The organism is Pseudomonas putida, assembly GCF_016406145.1.
GTDB lineage: Bacteria > Pseudomonadota > Gammaproteobacteria > Pseudomonadales > Pseudomonadaceae > Aquipseudomonas > Aquipseudomonas putida_E.
Map to the genome: position 1 here is coordinate 2307694 of NZ_CP066306.1, position 17942 is coordinate 2325635.

General features: G+C 64.2%; 19 protein-coding genes and 1 pseudogene. 10 read left to right on the forward strand and 10 right to left on the reverse strand.

From position 1 onward, the window contains the following. Nucleotides 1–239: 239 nt before the first annotated feature. The 4 genes and pseudogenes from JET17_RS27745 to JET17_RS27760 form a co-directional block, all read right to left on the reverse strand. The gene (locus tag JET17_RS27745; protein WP_052293011.1) at nt 240–635 is read right to left on the reverse strand and encodes a hypothetical protein; all 396 of its coding nucleotides are present in this window, start codon (nt 633–635) and stop codon (nt 240–242) included. A gap of 6 nt (nt 636–641) precedes the next feature. Continuing rightward, on the reverse strand, nt 642–809 hold the full coding sequence (locus tag JET17_RS27750) for a hypothetical protein (RefSeq protein WP_012313962.1): 168 nt from the start codon (nt 807–809) through the stop codon (nt 642–644). A gap of 128 nt (nt 810–937) precedes the next feature. Then, nucleotides 938–1693, reverse strand: coding sequence for a methyl-accepting chemotaxis protein (locus tag JET17_RS27755; RefSeq protein ID WP_371316831.1), 756 nt, complete (start codon nt 1691–1693; stop codon nt 938–940). 102 nt (nt 1694–1795) lie between these two features. Next, nucleotides 1796–3082: pseudogene (locus tag JET17_RS27760) on the reverse strand (HAMP domain-containing protein); the annotation flags it as partial. 216 nt (nt 3083–3298) lie between these two features. Here JET17_RS27760 and JET17_RS10590 point away from each other — a divergent pair. Beyond that, on the forward strand, nt 3299–4618 hold the full coding sequence (locus JET17_RS10590) for a Na+/H+ antiporter family protein (RefSeq protein WP_012313964.1): 1320 nt from the start codon (nt 3299–3301) through the stop codon (nt 4616–4618). Nucleotides 4619–4622: 4 nt separating this feature from the next. Here the strand turns inward: JET17_RS10590 and JET17_RS10595 are convergent, their stop codons facing one another. Beyond that, on the reverse strand, nt 4623–5633 hold the full coding sequence (locus JET17_RS10595) for a FecR family protein (RefSeq protein ID WP_012313965.1): 1011 nt from the start codon (nt 5631–5633) through the stop codon (nt 4623–4625). Between the two features lie 243 nt (nt 5634–5876). Between JET17_RS10595 and JET17_RS10600 the strand changes: the two genes are divergently transcribed. The 3 genes from JET17_RS10600 to JET17_RS10610 are packed head-to-tail and all read left to right on the forward strand — an operon-like array spanning nt 5877 to nt 9104. Further along, complete coding sequence (locus tag JET17_RS10600) at nt 5877–6350, forward strand: MarR family winged helix-turn-helix transcriptional regulator (RefSeq protein WP_012313966.1); 474 nt, start codon at nt 5877–5879, stop codon at nt 6348–6350. A 28-nt stretch (nt 6351–6378) separates the two neighbouring features. Further along, on the forward strand, nt 6379–7572 hold the full coding sequence (locus JET17_RS10605; protein WP_012313967.1) for an HlyD family efflux transporter periplasmic adaptor subunit: 1194 nt from the start codon (nt 6379–6381) through the stop codon (nt 7570–7572). Beyond that, nucleotides 7569–9104 carry a DHA2 family efflux MFS transporter permease subunit gene (locus tag JET17_RS10610; protein WP_012313968.1) on the forward strand — a complete coding sequence of 512 codons (1536 nt, stop codon included), beginning with the start codon at nt 7569–7571 and terminating at the stop codon, nt 9102–9104. The genes JET17_RS10605 and JET17_RS10610 overlap by 4 nt, the downstream gene beginning before the upstream one ends. Before the next feature lie 95 nt (nt 9105–9199). Here the strand turns inward: JET17_RS10610 and JET17_RS10615 are convergent, their stop codons facing one another. Beyond that, nucleotides 9200–10219: an alpha/beta hydrolase gene (locus JET17_RS10615; RefSeq protein WP_012313969.1), complete on the reverse strand. Its 1020-nt coding sequence runs from the start codon at nt 10217–10219 to the stop codon at nt 9200–9202. 146 nt (nt 10220–10365) lie between these two features. Between JET17_RS10615 and JET17_RS10620 the strand changes: the two genes are divergently transcribed. The 6 genes from JET17_RS10620 to JET17_RS10645 all read left to right on the forward strand — a co-directional run bounded on the left by JET17_RS10620 (nt 10366) and on the right by JET17_RS10645 (nt 14456). Next, nucleotides 10366–11250, forward strand: coding sequence for a LysR family transcriptional regulator (locus tag JET17_RS10620; protein WP_012313970.1), 885 nt, complete (start codon nt 10366–10368; stop codon nt 11248–11250). Nucleotides 11251–11316: 66 nt separating this feature from the next. Further along, entirely contained in the window at nt 11317–11718 is a 402-nt protein-coding gene (locus JET17_RS10625) for a hypothetical protein (protein WP_012313971.1), read from the forward strand. A gap of 112 nt (nt 11719–11830) precedes the next feature. Beyond that, entirely contained in the window at nt 11831–12052 is a 222-nt protein-coding gene (locus JET17_RS10630) for an MbtH family protein (RefSeq protein WP_012313972.1), read from the forward strand. Beyond that, nucleotides 12049–12768 carry a thioesterase II family protein gene (locus JET17_RS10635; RefSeq protein WP_012313973.1) on the forward strand — a complete coding sequence of 240 codons (720 nt, stop codon included), beginning with the start codon at nt 12049–12051 and terminating at the stop codon, nt 12766–12768. Before JET17_RS10630 ends, JET17_RS10635 begins: the two co-directional genes overlap by 4 nt. 57 nt (nt 12769–12825) lie before the next feature. Then, entirely contained in the window at nt 12826–13377 is a 552-nt protein-coding gene (locus tag JET17_RS10640) for a hydrolase (RefSeq protein ID WP_012313974.1), read from the forward strand. Between the two features lie 26 nt (nt 13378–13403). After that, the gene (locus JET17_RS10645; RefSeq protein WP_012313975.1) at nt 13404–14456 is read left to right on the forward strand and encodes a DUF1615 domain-containing protein; all 1053 of its coding nucleotides are present in this window, start codon (nt 13404–13406) and stop codon (nt 14454–14456) included. 58 nt (nt 14457–14514) lie between these two features. On the opposite strand, the gene JET17_RS10650 is transcribed toward JET17_RS10645, so the two are convergent. From JET17_RS10650 to JET17_RS10665, 4 genes are read right to left on the reverse strand one after another with little or no spacing between them, the layout of a single operon-like run. Next, the gene (locus JET17_RS10650) at nt 14515–15384 is read right to left on the reverse strand and encodes a metal ABC transporter substrate-binding protein (protein ID WP_012313976.1); all 870 of its coding nucleotides are present in this window, start codon (nt 15382–15384) and stop codon (nt 14515–14517) included. Next, nucleotides 15381–16280: a metal ABC transporter permease gene (locus JET17_RS10655; protein ID WP_012313977.1), complete on the reverse strand. Its 900-nt coding sequence runs from the start codon at nt 16278–16280 to the stop codon at nt 15381–15383. The genes JET17_RS10650 and JET17_RS10655 overlap by 4 nt, the downstream gene beginning before the upstream one ends. Next, entirely contained in the window at nt 16280–17026 is a 747-nt protein-coding gene (locus tag JET17_RS10660) for a metal ABC transporter ATP-binding protein (protein ID WP_012313978.1), read from the reverse strand. The genes JET17_RS10655 and JET17_RS10660 overlap by 1 nt, the downstream gene beginning before the upstream one ends. Continuing rightward, a complete protein-coding gene (locus JET17_RS10665) occupies nt 17023–17925 on the reverse strand; it encodes a metal ABC transporter substrate-binding protein (RefSeq protein WP_012313979.1) in 903 nt (300 codons plus the stop codon). Before JET17_RS10665 ends, JET17_RS10660 begins: the two co-directional genes overlap by 4 nt. Nucleotides 17926–17942: the final 17 nt, after the last annotated feature.

Here is a 17942-nt window from a genome sequence, read left to right on the forward strand (position 1 = left end):
GCACCGATTCGGTCCCCCGGCAAGAGGCCGCCACCGAGGCCTTGTCAGCCTTGGTGTTCCGGCAATTGGGGAGTTTCGTATTCGTATGGGTCGCGGGCAAGAAGCCCGGCAGCCGGCTACGCTCACTACTTGAGAAACATTCTGCAACATTAGGCCAGCAGGCCCTGAAGGATCATGTTCACCGCTGCTGATGGATGGCCGCGCTGGTTGGCAGGTCGCCCCATGGGGGAGGCCGCAAATCACAGGTTGCCGCAAGCAATCTGTGCAACTCCAAGCGGAGGGTCATCATGCTCGGGAAATGCTTGTTGGCTTTGGCCATCGGGGCTGTGTTGTCGGCTTCGGCGGTATTGGTGCCTGACACTATCGGCATTACTTCGAATGCGTATGCGAAGGATGGTGGTGGTGGTGGTGGTGGTGGTGGTGGTGGTGGTGGTGGTGGTCATGGTGGCGGTGGTCATGGTGGCGGTGGTGGCGGCCACGGTGGGGGTAGCGGTGGTGGTGGCCACGGCGGTGGGGGAGGTCACGGAGGCGGCGGCGGTCACGGCGGTGGAGGTGGTGGGGGGCATGGAGGCGGCAGCGGTGGCAGTGGCGCAGGCCACGGCGGTAGCGGCCACAGCGGTGATGGGGGCGGTCATGCTAGCTCAGGTCGCGGTGAAAGTGGCCGCAACGGGGCGGATGATGGAGCCAACCATGAAGCGAATCACGAAGCCAGTCATGGTGTGGGTGAGGCCCACGGCGTAGGGCATGGTGCTGATGATGGGGTCAATCATGATGTCGGGGATGATCATGGAGGTGATCGGACCTGACATTCACTCACCTCATGCAGCGGGGTGCCTGTTGCCGGCAACCCGGCCACAGGCACCCCGCTGCATGTCAGCTGTTGCAGGCCTCATCGCTGGAATGTTTGCGCAGCCATGCCAGCGATGAGAGGCACCAGTCAGACGCGGAACTGGTCCATCAATCCCTGTTGCTGGTTGGCCAGGCTGTTGAGCGACTGGCTGACCCGTGCAGATTCATTGGCCTGCCCGGACAACGACTCGGTGACATCGCGGATGGTCGCGACATTGCTGTTGATCTCTTCGGCCACGGCGCTCTGTTCTTCGGCGGCGGAGGCGATCTGCAGGTTCATGTCGGTGATCACGGTCACGGCCTGGCCGATGCGCTGCAGCGCGGTGACGGCCTGGCCGACCTGCTCCACACCGCCCTGGGCCTGGCGATGGCTATTATCCATGGCGCCGACCACCTCGCGGGTGCCGGCCTGCAGGGCTTCGATGACCTGACGGGTTTCTTCCACAGACTCCTGGGTGCGTTGGGCCAGGTTGCGCACTTCGTCGGCGACCACGGCGAAGCCACGGCCGGCCTCACCGGCACGGGCAGCTTCGATCGCGGCATTGAGTGCCAGCAAGTTGGTCTGCTCGGCAATCGAGCGGATCACCTCCAGCACCGAGCCGATCTTCTCGCTGTTATGTGCCAGCCCTTCGACCTCGGCCATCGCATGGCTCATGTCTGCTGCCAGTGTGTCGATGCTGCGGGTGGTGCGGTCGATCACTGCCAAGCCTTCGCGGGTTGCCTGGTCTGCTTCACGAGCGGCCTGTGCCGCCTGGGCGGCGCTGCGAGCGACGTCCTGAGCCGTGGCGCTCATTTCGTGCGAGGCGGTGGCCGCCTGGTCGACCTGACGGTATTGCTGTTCCATGCCGGCGCTGGTTTGCGTGGCAATCGCCGAGGACTGGTCGGCGGTGCTGCGTGCCGCCTGCACCGAGCGTTTGACCTCGGCGATGGTCGGCTGCAGTTTGTCCAGGAAGCGGTTGAACCAGCCGGCCAGTTCCCCGAGCTCGTCGCGTTTGTCGTAGGTCAGGCGGCGGGTGAGGTCGCCTTCACCGCTGGCGATGTCTTTGAGCATGGCCGCCACCCCGAGGATCGGCCGGGTCACGCCACGGGCCATCAGCCACACCAGCAGCAGGCCGGCAATCGCAGCGCCCAGGCCAAGGCCCAGCTCCAGCAGGGTGCCGCTGGTGTTCAGGGCATCGAGCTCTTGTTTCAGCGCCTCGGCCGGGCCGGTCAGGGCGTTTTCCGGCACATCCAGCAGCACACCCCATGGCTGGGCGCCAGGGATTGGCTGGAACGCCGCGAGTACCTTCAGGCGTTGCTGGTCGTGGTGGACGCTCAATTTACCTTCGGCCAGCTTGCGTACCAATTCGGCGCCTTTGCTGGTGTCGACCTGGTCAAAACGCTGGGCCAGCTTGCTGGCGTCGGCACTGTAGCCGGCCAGCAGGCCCACTGGGCTCAGGATGCCTACGGTGGTGCGGCCTTCGTACAGGCTGCGGCTGGCTTCCTGGCTCAGGGCCTGCAGGCTGTTGAGGTTGATGTCGATGGACAAGGTGGCGATCACCTTGCCGTTGACCGCCAGCGGGAACACGATGCTGGTCATCAGCACGCGCTGGCCGTCGATGTCGTAGAAGTACGGCTCCACCACGCAGACCTTGCCGCTGCTGCGCGGGCACACCCACCAGGTGTTGGCGGGCTGGCCGCTGGGGCCGATCTCGGTGTTGGCCATGTCGTGTTCGGGCAGGGCCATGGCGGTCAACTGACCGACGCGCGGCTGCGACCAGTACAGGGCGAAGCGGCCGGTCTCGTTGCTGCCAAGCTCGGGTTGGGCGGTGAAGAGGCTGTCCTTGCCGTCCAGGGCATTGGGTTCGAACACCAGTGACAGGCCCAGCAGTTCGGGGTTGGCCTGCAGGGCTGCACGAACCTGGCGGGTCATGTCTTCACGCAGGTCGTAGGCATCCAGAAAGCGCTTTTCCGCCTGCTCACGCAGGAACAGCACCTGGCGGGCGAACCCGGCACCGTACTGGTAGGCATCCATGAACTGGCGGCTGATGTTCAGGGCCTGGACCTCGCCTTGCGACTCGATACGCGCCTGCGCTGCCTCACTGAGCATCTTCTCGCTGCTGGCTTTGACCAGGTCCGAGCTGTGGTCCATGCGGTACAGCGAAAGGCCGACGAGCAGTGTGACGATGCTGGCCAGGCACAGGCCGGCAAGCAGGGTGATCTTCCACTGGATGGAAAGTTGTCGCAAAGGCATGGGGCGTCCCTTTTTTGAGGGTAAGGGTTTGGCTTTGGATCTTGGGTGGGGCTTAACCCCTCTGCTATATCGGCTCCCCGGTTTTTTTCTTTATTCAAACATTCAATTTAAATTTACCGGCCCGCGTAATACGCCGCAGCCCGGCGCTTTTGACATCTGTGCCCCACTGCTGCAGAGTGCGCGCTTTTTGTCTGCAGCTACGAGGAAAGCCAAACCATGAATGCAGTGATTGCCGCGGTAGGCATCATGCTCATACTCAGCCTGTCGCGCGTGCACGTGGTCATCGCGCTGATCATCGGCGCCCTGGCCGGTGGCCTGGTCGGCGGCCTGGGCATCGAGGGCACACTCAAGGCCTTCAACGGCGGCCTGGGCGGTGGCGCCACGGTGGCGTTGTCCTATGCCTTGCTCGGCGCCTTCGCCGTTGCGATCGCCAAGTCCGGCCTGGCCCACGCCCTGGCAGACCGTGCGCTGGCGATGATCGACCGCCAAGGCCATGCCAATGGCGGCAAGGTCAAGTGGCTGCTGATCGGCCTGATGCTGGTGGTGGCGGTGTCATCGCAGAACATCCTGCCGATCCACATCGCCTTCATCCCGCTGCTGGTGCCGCCGCTGCTGTACGTGTTGACCCGCCTGCGCATCGACCGCCGGCTGATCGCCTGCGTGATCACCTTTGGCCTGATCACACCTTACATGTTTCTGCCGGTGGGGTTTGGCAACATCTTCCTCAACGAGATTCTGTTGGCCAACGTTGCCCGCGCAGGCGTCGACGTGAGCGGTGTCAACGTCACCCATGCCATGGCCATTCCCGCGGCGGGCATGCTGGCCGGCTTGCTGCTGGCGGTGTTCTTCAGCTACCGCAAGAAGCGCGACTATGACCTGGCGCGCATTGAGCAGGTCGAGCAGGTCAGCGTGCAGTACAACCCGCTGACCCTGCTGGTGGCGGGGCTTGCTATCGCTGCGGCGTTCATCGTTCAGTTGTGGCTGGACTCGATGATCATCGGCGCCATGGTCGGTTTCCTGATCTTCTCGCTGTCGGGCATCGTGCGCTGGAAAGACACCGACAGCCTGTTCACCGAAGGCATGAAGATGATGGCCATGATCGGGTTCATCATGATCGCAGCTTCGGGTTTCGCCGAGGTGCTCAAAGCCACTGGCGAGGTCAAGGGCCTGGTAGAAACTTCGGCGCAATGGATCGACCACAGCAAGGGCGTCGGTGCCTTGCTGATGCTGTTGGTGGGGTTGCTGGTGACCATGGGCATCGGTTCGTCGTTCTCGACGGTGCCGATTCTGGCGGCGATCTTCGTGCCGCTGTGCGTGCAGCTGGGCTTCGACCCCCTGGCCACCGTGTGCATCGTCGGCACCGCCGGTGCCCTGGGTGATGCAGGCTCGCCGGCATCGGACTCGACCCTGGGGCCAACCTCGGGGCTCAACGTCGATGGCCAGCATCACCATATCTGGGACACCGTTGTACCGACCTTCATCCACTACAACCTGCCACTGCTGGCGTTTGGCTGGCTGGCGGCGATGACGCTCTAGGGCATCAGCCCTTGTCGGGCGGTGGGGAGATGCTGTTGAGGACGGTGCTGCCGTCCTTGCTGCGGGTCAGGTACACCGGCAGCACCTTGGGCAGGTTGTCCACCAGGCGCTTGACTTCACGGGTGTTGTAAATGCCGCTGATGCGGATGCGGCCGGTGCTGGCATCGGCCAGCAGCAGGGGCGCATCGAGGTAGCGGTTGATCACTGGCAGGGCCTGTTCGAGGCTGAGATTGTCGAGCACCAGCTTGCCGTTGCGCCAGGCCAGGCTGCTGCCATGGTCTTCGCTCTGGGCCAGTTGCGGCTCGAAGTCGCCGGTGCGATAACTGGCCTGCATGCCGGGGCCAAGGCGGTAGCCGCCGGTGCTGCCGTCGCTGCTGACCAGTACCGAACCCTGCACCAGGGTGACCTTGACCTGGTCCTGATACTTCCACACGTTGAATTGGGTGCCAGTGACCCGGGTCTGGCCGTGGCCGGCACGGACGATGAAAGGGTGGGTGCTGTCATGCTGCACCTTGAAGAACGCCTCGCCTCGCTTGAGCGTGACCTGGCGCTGGTCCTTATAGTTGAGGTAGGTCAGTTCGGTGTTGAGGTTGAGCTCCACCGTACTGCCGTCGCTCAGCTGTACGGTCCTTGCCTGACCGCCTGCTTCAACGTGCTGGTAGTGGTTTGGCAGCCAGCCTTGGATCCAGCCAATCCAGCCCGCCAGAGGCAATACCAGCAGGGCGACGGCTGCCGCCGAGGCCATTGGCCTCCAGTGTTGGCGTCGCCGCGCCACCTGGCGCACCGGTGGGTTGAAGTCGACGACCGTGGCGTTGCGCGGCAGCAGGTCGGCGGTGAACCAGATCTCCAGCATCGCCTGGTATTCGTCGGCGTGGCGCGGGTCCGCTGCCAACCAGCGGGCGAATGCGTCGCGCTCGGCCTGTGTGCAATCGTCGGCGTGCAGGCGCATGCACCACTGCGCGGCGGCGTCGGCGATGGCATCGTCAGGGCTGGGATTGAGGCGGTCTTGGTTCATTGCGGCTCCGGGTTTTGCGCATTCTACTCCTGCGAGGGGCTCCCGAGAACCGAGGTAATGGCGAATGACTATCAGTTGTGTGTGTTTTTCATCGGGTTCGCAAGTGTTTTCCAGCGTTTGAGAACCTTTCCCGCTACCCATCTAGCGTGTTTCCCAAGGCTATTTCCATAGCCCCCTAATGAAAGCTTTGACATTTGCTGCTTAGGCAGTAATATTTTTACACAATTGCCCGGGCTGCTGCCGATGTCTCATTTCACCCCGCAAAACTTCCAGTCCTGCGCCATCGGCATGCTGCTCGGCCGTGCGGCCATTCTCAAGGACCGTATTCTCGACTGGCACCTCGAATCAGAAGGCGTGACCGCGGCTCAGTTCAAAGTGTTGATCATCGTCACCCAATACCAGGTGGATACGCCGGCAGAACTGTGCCGCTACCTGGGCCTGGACAGCGGCTCGATGACCCGCATGCTCGACCGCCTCGAGCACAAGGGCCTGATCTTGCGCAACCGCTGCGCCAACGACCGTCGCCAGGTACGCCTGGCCCTGACCGCCGAAGGCCAACGCCTCGCCGACCGCTTGCCCGAGATCGGCGCGGCGGCGATGAACGAGCTGGTCGGCGTGCTGCAGCCTGACGAGCTCAAGACCCTTGAAGGCCTGCTGGCCAAAGTCCTGCTCGGTGCCGGCGACCCTCTGACGATCCGCCGCTTCGGCGATCGTTGATTCCTGTTTCATATTCCAAGGTATTGTCATGGCCAATAACGCAGACACCTCGACTCCCTCCGCCGCACCCGAACCGTCGCGCAAGCGCAAAGTCTGGCTGCTTGGCCTGTTGCTGGTGGTGCTGCTTGCCGGCGCTGGCGCCTGGGCCTGGTACAGCCTGATCGGGCGCTGGCATGAAAGCACCGACGACGCCTACGTCAATGGCAATGTGGTGGAGATCACCCCGCTGGTCACCGGCACCGTCATCAGCATCGGCGCCGATGATGGCGACCTGGTACACGCCGGCCAGGTGCTGCTGCAGTTCGACCCGGCCGACAGCGAGGTGGCCCTGCAGGCCGCGCAAGCCAAGCTGGCCCGGACGGTGCGACAGGTCCGTGGCCTGTACAGCAACGTTGATTCACTCAAGGCCCAGTTGCAGACACGCCAGGCCGAGCTGCAGAAGGCCCGGCAGAACTACAACCGGCGCAAGGTGCTGGCCGACAGCGGCGCGATTGCCGCGGAAGAAATCTCCCATGCTCGCGATGACCTGACCGTGGCCCAGGCCGCCGTCAACAGCGCGCGCCAGCAGCTCAATACCAGCACGGCGCTAGTGGACGACACGGTAGTGTCTTCGCACCCTGAGGTCATGGCCGCCGCCGCCGACCTGCGCCAGGCTTACCTGGACCACGCACGCACCACGCTGGTGGCGCCAGTCACCGGTTACGTTGCCAAACGTACCGTGCAGCTCGGCCAGCGTTTGCAGCCGGGCACCGCGACCATGGCAGTCATCCCGCTGGACGAGGTGTGGATCGACGCCAACTTCAAGGAAACCCAGCTGCGCGACATGCGTATCGGCCAACCAGTGGAAATCAGCGCCGACCTGTACGGTAGCGACGTCAAGTACAGCGGCACGGTCGATAGCCTGGGCGCCGGCACCGGCAGCGCGTTCGCCTTGCTGCCGGCACAGAACGCCACCGGCAACTGGATCAAGATCGTCCAGCGCGTACCGGTGCGCATCCACCTCAGCCCGGACCAGCTCAAGGACCACCCGCTGCGCATCGGCCTGTCCACCGTGGTCGAGGTCGACCTGCACGACCAGAGCGGCCCGGCCCTGGCCCAACAGCCGCCGCAGCAGGCCAGCTACACCACCCAGGTGTACGACCGTCAGTTGGTCGAAGCTGACCATCTGATCGCTCGGCTGATCCACGACAACAGCGCCCCCGGCAAGACGGCGCAACGATGAGCAACAACGCTGCGGCGCAGTTCACCCCGCCGAGCCTGCTGCTGACCACCATAGGCCTGTCGCTGGCGACGTTCATGCAGGTGCTCGACACCACCATCGCCAACGTCGCCTTGCCGACCATTTCCGGCAACCTGGGGGTGAGTTCCGAGCAGGGCACCTGGGTGATCACCTCGTTCGCGGTGAGCAATGCCATCGCGTTGCCGTTGACCGGTTGGCTCAGCCGGCGCTTCGGTGAGGTCAAACTGTTCATCTGGGCCACGCTGCTGTTCGTACTGGCGTCTTTTCTGTGCGGTATCTCGCAGTCGATGCCGGAGCTGGTGGGCTTTCGTGTGCTGCAGGGGGTGGTGGCCGGGCCGCTATACCCGATGACTCAGACCTTGCTGATTGCTGTCTACCCGCCGGCCAAACGGGGGATGGCGCTGGCGTTGCTGGCGATGGTCACGGTGGTGGCGCCGATTGCCGGGCCGATCCTGGGCGGGTGGATCACCGACAGTTACAGCTGGCCTTGGATCTTCTTCATCAACGTGCCGATCGGCCTGTTCGCTGCCGCAGTGGTGCGCCAGCAGATGCGCGCACGGCCAGTGGTGACCAGCCGCCAGCCCATGGACTACATCGGCCTGCTGACCTTGATTGTCGGTGTGGGCGCATTGCAAGTGGTGCTCGACAAGGGCAATGACCTGGACTGGTTCGAGTCGTCGTTCATCATTATCGGCAGCCTGATCTCGGTCGTGTTCCTGGCGATATTCATCATCTGGGAGCTGACTGACCGCCACCCGGTGGTCAACCTGCGGCTTTTCGCGCACCGTAATTTCCGCATCGGTACCATTGTGCTGGTGGGAGGCTACGCAGGCTTTTTCGGCATCAACCTGATCCTGCCCCAGTGGCTGCAGACGCAGATGGGCTACACCGCCACCTGGGCAGGCCTGGCGGTGGCACCGATCGGCCTGCTGCCGGTGATCATGTCGCCGTTCGTGGGCAAGTACGCGCAGCGTTTCGACTTGCGGGTGCTGGCGGGGTTGGCGTTCCTGGCCATCGGTGCCAGCTGTTTCATGCGCGCGGGGTTCACCAACGAGGTGGACTTCCAGCACATTGCCCTGGTGCAGCTGTTCATGGGGATTGGTGTAGCGCTGTTCTTCATGCCGACCTTAAGCATTCTGCTGTCGGACCTGCCGCCGCACCAGATCGCCGACGGGTCTGGCCTGGCGACGTTCCTGCGGACCTTGGGCGGCAGCTTTGCGGCGTCGTTGACCACGTGGATCTGGATCCGCCGGGCGGACCAGCATCATGCCTACCTGAGCGAGAACATCAGCCAGTTCGACCCGGCGACGCGGCATACGCTGGAGCAACTGGGCGGGGCAAACCCGCAAAGCTATGCGCAGCTGGAGCAGATACTCAACGGGCAGGCCTACATGATGTCGACGGTGGACTACTTCACCTTGATGGGCTGGGTGTTTGCCGGGTTGATTCTGCTGGTGTGGTTTGCCAAGCCGCCGTTTGCTGCCAAGGCGGGGCCGGCTTCAGCGGGGCATTGAGGGGCGGGCAGCGGGCCTTGGCGCGTGGCGCGAATAAAGCGTTGCGCGCCAAACGCGCCCGGCTGGTGTCGGAATGATCAGCGCATACCCTCTGATTACTGCAAGTGCACCTTCAATTCCCCCGCCGCCTGGCGCATCGCCGCCTTCACTTCAGACACTTGGCTCAGCGGGTTCAGCAAGCCATAGTCATGAATCATCCCGTTGTAGCGCACCGATGTCACCGTCACCCCAGCCGCATCCAGTTTGCGTGCATACGCCTCACCTTCATCACGCAGCACATCGAACTGCGCCGTCTGCACCAGTGCTGGCGGCAACCCTTTGAGCTGCTCGCTGCTGGCCCGTAGCGGCGAGGCGTAGATCTGCTCGCGGGCCTTGGCGTCGGTGGTGTAGTTGTCCCAGAACCACTTCATCATCCCTGTGGTGAGGAAGTGGCCCTCGGCAAACTGCTTGTACGAAGCGGTCTCGAAGCTGGCATCGGTCACCGGCCACAGCAGCAACTGGAAGCGCAACTGGGGCGTACCGGCCTCTTTGGCCTTGAGCGCGACCACCGCCGCCATGTTGCCACCGACACTGTTGCCGGCCACGGCCAGGCGCTTGCCGTCCACACCCAGTTCCTTGCCATGCTCGGCCACCCAGCGGGTCGCGGCGTAGGCCTGGTTGATTGCAGTGGGGTAGTGCGCCTCTGGTGAGGGGGTGTAATCCACATAAACGGCCACTGCGCCGGAGCCGACCACCAGATCGCGAATCAGGCGCTGGTGGGTCTGGAAGTCGCCGAGCACCCAGCCGCCGCCATGGAAGAACATGAACACTGGCAACTCACCTTCGACGTTGGCCGGGCGTACGATCTGCAGCTTGATCGCCTCACCGTTGACCTTGATGGTATGCGCTCTCACTTCAATGCCAGACAGGTCCACCTTGACCGAAGCCTGGGCACCGGTCTGCACGGCGCGGGCATCTTTCGGGCTGAGTTGTTCGAGCGGCTTGCCGCCGCCTTTTTCCAAGGCTTCGAGGAAGGCCTGGGTGTGCTGCTCGACGCCTGGGCTACCTGCGGCGAAAGCACTGGTTGCGGACACGGCCAGTAGGCTGACGGTGAGGGTCTTGTGGACAATGTTCATGGGCGAATCCTTTTCTGGGCAAGTGTTTGTGGTGGGCGTATTGCCTGGCCTTCGCGGCCATCGCTGCGACCTGTGCGTAGAGTAGGCAGATGCAATGATGGGAAAAAGCCGCTATAAAGCGTTTGACTGTCACCAAGAGCGAGACAATGAACCCGTACGAAGACATGCGCATTTTTGCCCAAGTGATGGAGGCTGGCAGTTTTACCGCCGCCGCCGACCGCCTGGGCATGTCCAAGCAGTCGGTCAGCCGGCGCCTGATGCAGCTCGAAGGGCGCCTGGGCGTACGCCTGCTCAACCGCTCCACCCGGCGCCTGGATGCCACCCCACTTGGCCAGCACTACTACCAGTCGGCCTTGCGCTTGCTGGGTGAGGTGCAGCAGGTGGAGCACGACATCAGCGGCCAGGCCCAGGCCTTGCGCGGCACCCTGCGCTTGAGTGCGCCATTGTCGTTCGCCATGGCGCACCTGGGGTGCCTGCTGACCGAGTTCCTGCGCTTGCACCCACAGGTGGATGTGGAGGTGGACCTGAGTGACCGGCCCGTGGACCTGATCGGCGAGGGCTATGACCTGGCCTTGCGCATCGGTGCATTGGAGGATTCCAGCCTGATCGCGCGGCGCATTGCGGGTGTCGAGCGGGTGTATTGCGCCAGCCCTGCTTATCTTCAAGCGCGGGGCGTACCGCAGCGGCCAGACATGCTGGCCGAGCATGACTGCCTGCCCTATGGCCATTCGCGGCAGGTGCAATGGCAGTTCACACAAGGGGGCAGGTCCCAGGCAATCGCAGTGGCTGGCCGCATGCGGGCCAATAATGGCGAGTTGCTCAGGGATGCGGCGATTGCCGCGATGGGGGTAACTTATCTGCCGACCTTCATTGTAGGGCAGGCGTTGGCGGACGGGCGCTTGGTGAGCGTGCTGCAAGACTGGACGCCGCCGGCGTTGCAACTGTCGGCGGTTTATCCGCAGCATCGGCAGGTGGCCAGACCGGTGCAGGGGTTTGTCGAGTTCTTGCGGGAGCGGTTGGTGCACCTTTAGCGATGGCGGGAAACCGATGACTTTTTTGCTGCTCTTACTCTCGCCGCGACGCGCTATGCTTGGCCCATGAGCACAGCACCTGCCTTACGCCAACCTTGCCCACCTGGCGCCTGTGACTGCGGCCGCGAGCACCTGGCTGCGCACGCGCCAGCTGCGCAGCGCATCCTCTTGCTTACCCGCCAGGAGGAGAAGCGCCTGATCGAACGGCTGGAAAACCTCAAGGACCTTGAAGACCTGCAGCGCTTGCAGGCCAGAATGTACGAGAACCTGGGCATCCGGGTGCACATCGCTCCTGGTTACAACGAGGTGCGTACCATGCGCGGGATTGTCATCGAACTCGATGACCAGCCTGGCCTATGCCGCAAGACCCGCCAGTCGATTCCAGCGGCTATCCGGCGAGGGTTGGAGCGCAATCCGCAGGTGGCTTATCGCTTGCTGGATACCTATGACTTGCTGAGGGATGCTTGAGGCCCAGATGTTGACGTGCCCAATTGCTAATTTTCCGGAAGTTTCCTACGTCTACCAGAGAGCCGCTCTACGCCACGCGCGTACCGGCATCCATCACTCAAGGAGACAGGCAATGACTTCCGTTTTCGACCGCGACGATATCCAATTCCAGGTAGTGGTCAACCACGAAGAGCAATATTCCATCTGGCCCGACTACAAGGCGATCCCCAACGGCTGGCGCGCTGTGGGCAAGAGCGGGCTGAAGAAGGACTGCCTGGCCTATATCGATGAAGTCTGGACCGACATGCGCCCGCTGAGCCTGCGCCAGAAGATGGCGGACGCTGCCGCACAGTGACCGCGCTCAACCTGCTGTGCCTGCCTTATTCCGGGGCCAGTGCCATGGTCTACAGCCGTTGGCGGCGCAAGCTGCCAGCCTGGCTGCAGGTATGCCCGGTCGAATTGCCTGGGCGCGGTGCGCGCATGGGCGAGCCGCTGCACACCGACATGCAGGCCTTGGCGCGGCAGCTGGCAGCCGAACAGCGCCAGGCCGCCGCCACGCCGTATGCGCTGCTCGGCCATAGCCTGGGGGCGCTGCTGGCCTTCGAGCTGGCCCACGAGCTGCAGGCGCTGGGGTGCCCGCCACCGGTGGCGCTGTTAGCCTGCGGTACTGCGGCGCCCACCCGGCGTGAGGACTACGACGGCAAGAACTGGCGCGACCCCAAGACCGATGACGAGCTGCGCAATGAGCTGCGCGAGCTCAATGGCACGCCGGAGGAGGTGCTGGCCAACGCCGAGCTGATGAGCCTGACGTTGCCGATTCTGCGGGCGGATTTCCTGCTCTGTGGCCGGTACAGTTACCGCCCAAGGCCTGCCTTGGCGTGCCCGCTGCATGTGCTGGGTGGGCAAGACGACCGCGCCAGTGAAGAGCAACTGCGGGCCTGGGGCCAGGAAACCCAGGGTGCATTCACCTTGCAGATGTTTCCGGGCAGCCACTTCTTCATCCATGAGCAAGAGGACCGTGTACTCACGGCGCTGGCTGCAGCATTGGAGCCCCATCGGCTTTGCGCCTGATTGACGTTGCCGCTTGCCTTGGGGATGCTAGGTATTTTCCCAGGCAAGAGGCAGACAATGCTGATCGATCCTCACAAGGCCACGCTGCTGGTCGTCGACATCCAGGAAAAGCTCATTGGCGCGATGAGCGACGCCGAGGGCACCCGCGCCCGGGCGCGCTGGCTGCTGGCCGCATGCACCGATCTGGCGCTGCCGATCGTCATCTCCGAACAATACCCAAAAGGCCTGGGTCATACCCTGCCCGAACTTCTCGCCGCCGCCCCTGCAGCTGAAGTCGTGGAAAAAACCCACTTTTCTTGCGTTGCGGCCCAGTGCATGCCAACCAGCCTTCTGGCGCGAGAGCAAGTAATCGTGTGTGGCATGGAAACCCACGTCTGCGTGCTGCAGACCGTGCTCGGCCTGCTGGGCCTGGGCAAGCAGGTGTTCCTGGTCGAGGATGCCTGCGACAGCCGTACCTTGGCCAACAAGGCTGCTGGGCTTGAGCGGATGCGGCAGGCCGGGGCGCAGGTAGTCACCCGCGAAATGGTGCTGTTCGAGCTCATGGGCAACGCCAGCCACCCGCAATTTCGCCATATCAGCAAGACCTACCTGGTCGGGGACCAACCCTGAACGGCCGGCTGCTGGCTGCCGGGTTGATGGCCCTGGCGCTGCTGCAGGGTTGCGCCGGGCGTCGCGAGGAAGAGCCCGAGGCCGACCCCGCCAAGGTGCGTGCCCAACTGGTGCGCTTGTTGCCTGCCCAGGCCAGGGACCGCGAGGGCTGGGCCAAGGATATCCAGGTGGCGTTCGAAGCCCAGCGTATCGCCCCGAGCAAGAGCAACCTGTGTGCGGTGCTGGCGGTGACCGAGCAGGAATCGACCTTCAATGCCGACCCGCAGGTCCCTAACCTTGGGCGCATTGCCCGTGCCGAGGTCGACCGCCGCGCGGCGAGCCTGCATATCCCGCGGTTGCTGGTGGACGGTGCACTGAATACGGCTTCGGGCAATGGCCAGACGTATCAGCAGCGGCTGCTTGCGGTGCGCAGTGAGAAGCAGCTGAGTGCGCTGTACGACGAGTTCATCACCGGCCTGCCGTTGGGCCGGACCTTGCTGGGCGGGCTGAACCCGGTGCACACCGGTGGGCCGATGCAGGTCAGCGTCGAGTTTGCCGAGCAGCATGCCAAGGACTACCCCTACACGTACGACGGCACCATTCGTCAGGAGGTCTTCAGCCGTCGAGGCGGCATGTATTTCGGTATTGGCCATTTGCTGGGTTACCCCGCGCACTATGAGCGCCAGCTCTATCGCTTCGCCGACTTCAACGCGGGCTGGTACGCCAGCCGTAATGCCGCGTTTCAGGCTGCCCTGAGCAAAGTGACGGGCGTGCCCTTGGCCCTGGATGGTGACCTGATCGCCCCCGGCGCGATCATGCCTGGCAGTACCGAGCAGGCGGCGCGCAAGCTGGGTGTGAAGCTGGGGCTGCGTAACCCGCAGATCCGCAGCCAGCTGGAACTGGGTGACAGCCTGGCGTTCGAGGACAGCAAACTGTACAGCGGGGTGTTCGCCCTGGCTGACGCAGCCGCAGGCAAGCCGGTGCCGCGCGCCCGGTTGCCGGGGATCGAACTGAAAAGCCCGAAGATCACCCGCAAGCTGACCACGGCGTGGTTTGCGGGGAGGGTGGATGAGCGGTATCAGCGGTGCATGAAACGCTAGGGCTGTCTGCCCTGGCCCGATCGCCGGCAAGCCGGCGATCGGGCAGGTACAGGCTGCATCACCCTTTGCTCAGCGCCCCGACCACCTGATCGACACTGGCCTTGAGCCCGGCCAAGGCGTCTTGCGGGTCACTTTCCACCACGAGCAACGTGGCCCCCGAGGCCTTGATCACCTCGGCCACTGCCGCATCCGGCTGCCGATGGTCCAGCACCAGCGCCACATCCTGGCTCTTGAGGTTTTCGCCCAGTGCCTTGAGCGCGGCTTCGTCCCACTTGCCCTCGGCCGGCAGTGCCTGTTCCACCACATCCAGGTTCAAGCCGCTGGCCAGGTAGCCCAGGCGCTCGGACAGGCTGACCACGCTGAGGTTATCGACCTCGGCAAGCTTCGTCTGGCTGCTGGCGGTCAATTCCAGCAACTGGCGCTTGAGCCCCGCCAGGTTGCCCTGGATCTTCGCTTTGTCGGCGGGCGCCAGGCGTTCCAGGTCGTTGGCCAGCACGTCGGCCATGCGCCCAAGGTTGGTCGGGTTCAGCCAGGGGTAGGCGCTGTAGGCGTCGTCGCCACTGACCGCGATGCCCGGCAGGGCACCGTCCACCGGCCGCGCTGCATCGATTTCGACGATGCGGATATTGCTGCGCCGGGCCATGGGGTACAGCGGGTCGTCACGCCAGATTGAGCGCAGGCCGATCACCGCATCGGCCTGCTGCGCCGCTTTGGCAAGGCTCGCTCCGCCACGGCTGCTGAAGTAAGAAGGCTGGCGGCTGGCTGGCAGGTTGGCCGGCGCGGCGCGCTTGAGCTGCACGGCGGTACCGTCGAGCAAGGCAGCGGCCAGGCTGTGGGTCACCGGCAGGGTGGTCAGCACTTCAGTGGCGAGGGCGAGCGAAGGCAGGCCGGTGAGGGCCAGCGCCAGGGTGAGCTGTTTCAGGTTCATGCCGGGTTTCCTTGCAGGCGTGGGACGAGGGCGCGGGCCAGGGCCGCGAGGGCGAAGCAGAGGCCGGCAACCAGGATGATCGCGGCACCCGACGGTATCGGCAGGTCGAAGACGATTGGCATCAGGATGCCCAGCAGCGTGCTCAGGGTGGCGATCAGTACCGAGATGAAGAAAAACCCTTTGAGCGACTGGCTGACCAGGCGCGCGGCAGCGGCCGGAATCACCAGCAGCGCACCGACCAGGATTGCCCCGATCACCTTCACCGACGCCACCGTTACCAGCGTCACCAGCACCACGAACAGGTAGTCCAGGGTCTTCACTGCTACCCCGCGTACGGCGGCCAGCTGTGGGTTGAAGCTGGCCAGGATGATGCGGTTGTACAGCGGCAGGGCCAGCGCCAGCACCAGGGCAGCGACGATGCCCAGCACCACCAGGTCCTGCGCGCTGACCGTCAGTACCGAGCCGAACAGCACGTTTTCGAGGATGTGCACGTTGATCTTGCCGGCCAGCATCAGCAGCAGGCTTGCCCCGAGTGCCAGCGACACCGAAAGGAACACCCCGATCAGCGTGTCCGGCGACAGCCCGGTGCGGTTGCGCAGGAAGTTGAGCAGGATGCCGAACAGCAGGCAGTAGCCGAACAGGCTGCCGTAAGGCCCGGTGTAGGGTTCACCGAGCAGGATGCCGATGGCCACCCCGGTCAGGGCGGCATGCCCGACCGCTTCGGAGAAGAAGGCAAAGCGCTTGACCACCACCAGGGTGCCCAGGCCGCCCAGTACCGGGCCGATCATCAGGCCGGCGAGCAGTGCGTTGATCACGAAACCGTAGGCCAGTGCCTCGGGCAGGTAGCCAGCGCCGGCCCATTCCTGGACCAGTTGGCGGAATGCTTCATAGCTCATCAGGTGCGACCCTCGCTGCGCGGGTGTACGGAGAACAGGCTCAGCAGGCGTTCCGGGGTGAGGGCTTGAGCAGGTGGGGCGTCGAACAGTACCTGGCGGCTCAGCCCGGTGACCCGGTCGGCCAAGCGCAACACTGCTTGCAGGTCGTGTTCGATCCACAGCACGGTGGTGCCGGCCTGGCGCCAGCCGTGCAGCAAGTGCTCGAACACCTGGATGCCGGCTTCATCGAGCGCCGACATGGGTTCGTCGAGCACCAGCAACTGCGGCTCGGGGATCAAACCCTGGGCCAGCAGCACGCGCTGGCGTTCGCCACCCGATAACGCGCCCATGCGCCGCTTGCGTTTGTCGAGCATGCCTACCTGCGCCAGCGCTGCGTCGATTGCCGGTTGCACGCGACGCGAAAGGCCGAGAAAGGCCGGGCGGCGTTGGCACATTGCGGCCATGAAGTCGTCCACGGTCATCGGCAGGCCGCGGTCGAACTCCAGCGCCTGGGGCACGTAACCGATCACCTGGTGCTCGCCCGGCCAGTGCAGGGTCAGTTGGCCCTGGTGTGGCATCTGCCCGAGCAGGGTCTTGATCAGCGAGCTTTTACCGCCGCCGTTGGGCCCGACGATGGCATGCACGCTGCCGGCGGCGACGTTGAACCGGACCTGCTCGAGGATGCGCGTGCGGCCGAGCGTCAGGTCGATGCCTGCGAATTCGATGCCGGGCCCGCCGCGCACAACGAGGTTGGCGGCCGCGGTCATGCGCGGTTCTCCTGAATGGCGCGGACCACGGTGTCGAGGTTGCGCTTCATCTCTACTTCGTATTTGTCCTTGGTGTATTCACCGTAGGAAATGTGCGTCAGCGGATACAGGCGCACACCGGACTCACGCTGGATGGTCTCGACATAGGCCGACGGGAAGTCCATTTCCGAGAAGATCACCTTGACGTCCAGCGCCTTGAGCTGGTCGATGGTTTTCTTCAGCTGTGCCGGGCTCGGTTCGATGCCGTGGGCCGGCTCCACCACTGCCGTGACCTCCAGGCCGAAATCACGCACCAGGTAGTCGTAGGCTGCATGAATGGTGGCCACACGGAAGTTGGCGCCGGGCGCTTCGGTGACCTTGGCCAGCGCCTCGGCGCGCAAGCCGCGCAGGCGCTTGGCATAGGCGCGGGCATTCTGGGTGTAGAACCTGGCGTTGTCCGGGTCGAGCTTGCCCAGTTCACGGGCGATGTTGTTGACCTGGGCAATGGTGGTGCTGATGGACAGGAAGGTGTGCGGGTTGACCACTTTGCCGGCACCGCGGGCGGCGATGCCGGTGGCCGCCAGCAGCGGCACGTTCTGGTTGGCTTCGATGGTCTTGATGTCGGGCTTCTCACTGGCGGCGATCATGCGGTCGGCGAAATCGTCATGGCCGACGCCGTTGAGCACCACCACGTCCAGGCTGCCGATACGCTTGATGTCCTCGGCGCGTGGCTCGTAGGCGTGCGGGTTGAAGCCTGCGGGAATCAGCGGCACCACTTCGGCCTTGTCGCCGACGATATTGCTCACATAGCTGTAGTACGGATGCAGGGTAATGCCGATGCGCAAGGGCTTGCCGGTGTCGGCCAGGGCCAGGGCCGGTAACGCGAGGGCCAGGAGCAGGGTGAGGGCGGAGCGCAACATGGGGGAATTCCTTGGGT

Excerpts from the sequence above, each read along its gene's own strand:
- JET17_RS27745 (WP_052293011.1), bottom strand. The coding sequence starts at position 635 with ATGACCGCCCCCATCACCGCTGTGGCCGCTACCGCCGTGGCCTGCGCC.
- JET17_RS27750 (WP_012313962.1), bottom strand. The coding sequence starts at position 809 with ATGTCAGGTCCGATCACCTCCATGATCATCCCCGACATCATGATTGAC.
- JET17_RS27755 (WP_371316831.1), bottom strand. The coding sequence starts at position 1,693 with ATGGAACAGCAATACCGTCAGGTCGACCAGGCGGCCACCGCCTCGCAC.
- JET17_RS10590 (WP_012313964.1), top strand. The coding sequence starts at position 3,299 with ATGAATGCAGTGATTGCCGCGGTAGGCATCATGCTCATACTCAGCCTG.
- JET17_RS10595 (WP_012313965.1), bottom strand. The coding sequence starts at position 5,633 with ATGAACCAAGACCGCCTCAATCCCAGCCCTGACGATGCCATCGCCGAC.
- JET17_RS10600 (WP_012313966.1), top strand. The coding sequence starts at position 5,877 with ATGTCTCATTTCACCCCGCAAAACTTCCAGTCCTGCGCCATCGGCATG.
- JET17_RS10605 (WP_012313967.1), top strand. The coding sequence starts at position 6,379 with ATGGCCAATAACGCAGACACCTCGACTCCCTCCGCCGCACCCGAACCG.
- JET17_RS10610 (WP_012313968.1), top strand. The coding sequence starts at position 7,569 with ATGAGCAACAACGCTGCGGCGCAGTTCACCCCGCCGAGCCTGCTGCTG.
- JET17_RS10615 (WP_012313969.1), bottom strand. The coding sequence starts at position 10,219 with ATGAACATTGTCCACAAGACCCTCACCGTCAGCCTACTGGCCGTGTCC.
- JET17_RS10620 (WP_012313970.1), top strand. The coding sequence starts at position 10,366 with ATGAACCCGTACGAAGACATGCGCATTTTTGCCCAAGTGATGGAGGCT.
- JET17_RS10625 (WP_012313971.1), top strand. The coding sequence starts at position 11,317 with ATGAGCACAGCACCTGCCTTACGCCAACCTTGCCCACCTGGCGCCTGT.
- JET17_RS10630 (WP_012313972.1), top strand. The coding sequence starts at position 11,831 with ATGACTTCCGTTTTCGACCGCGACGATATCCAATTCCAGGTAGTGGTC.
- JET17_RS10640 (WP_012313974.1), top strand. The coding sequence starts at position 12,826 with ATGCTGATCGATCCTCACAAGGCCACGCTGCTGGTCGTCGACATCCAG.
- JET17_RS10645 (WP_012313975.1), top strand. The coding sequence starts at position 13,404 with ATGGCCCTGGCGCTGCTGCAGGGTTGCGCCGGGCGTCGCGAGGAAGAG.
- JET17_RS10650 (WP_012313976.1), bottom strand. The coding sequence starts at position 15,384 with ATGAACCTGAAACAGCTCACCCTGGCGCTGGCCCTCACCGGCCTGCCT.
- JET17_RS10655 (WP_012313977.1), bottom strand. The coding sequence starts at position 16,280 with ATGAGCTATGAAGCATTCCGCCAACTGGTCCAGGAATGGGCCGGCGCT.
- JET17_RS10660 (WP_012313978.1), bottom strand. The coding sequence starts at position 17,026 with ATGACCGCGGCCGCCAACCTCGTTGTGCGCGGCGGGCCCGGCATCGAA.
- JET17_RS10665 (WP_012313979.1), bottom strand. The coding sequence starts at position 17,925 with ATGTTGCGCTCCGCCCTCACCCTGCTCCTGGCCCTCGCGTTACCGGCC.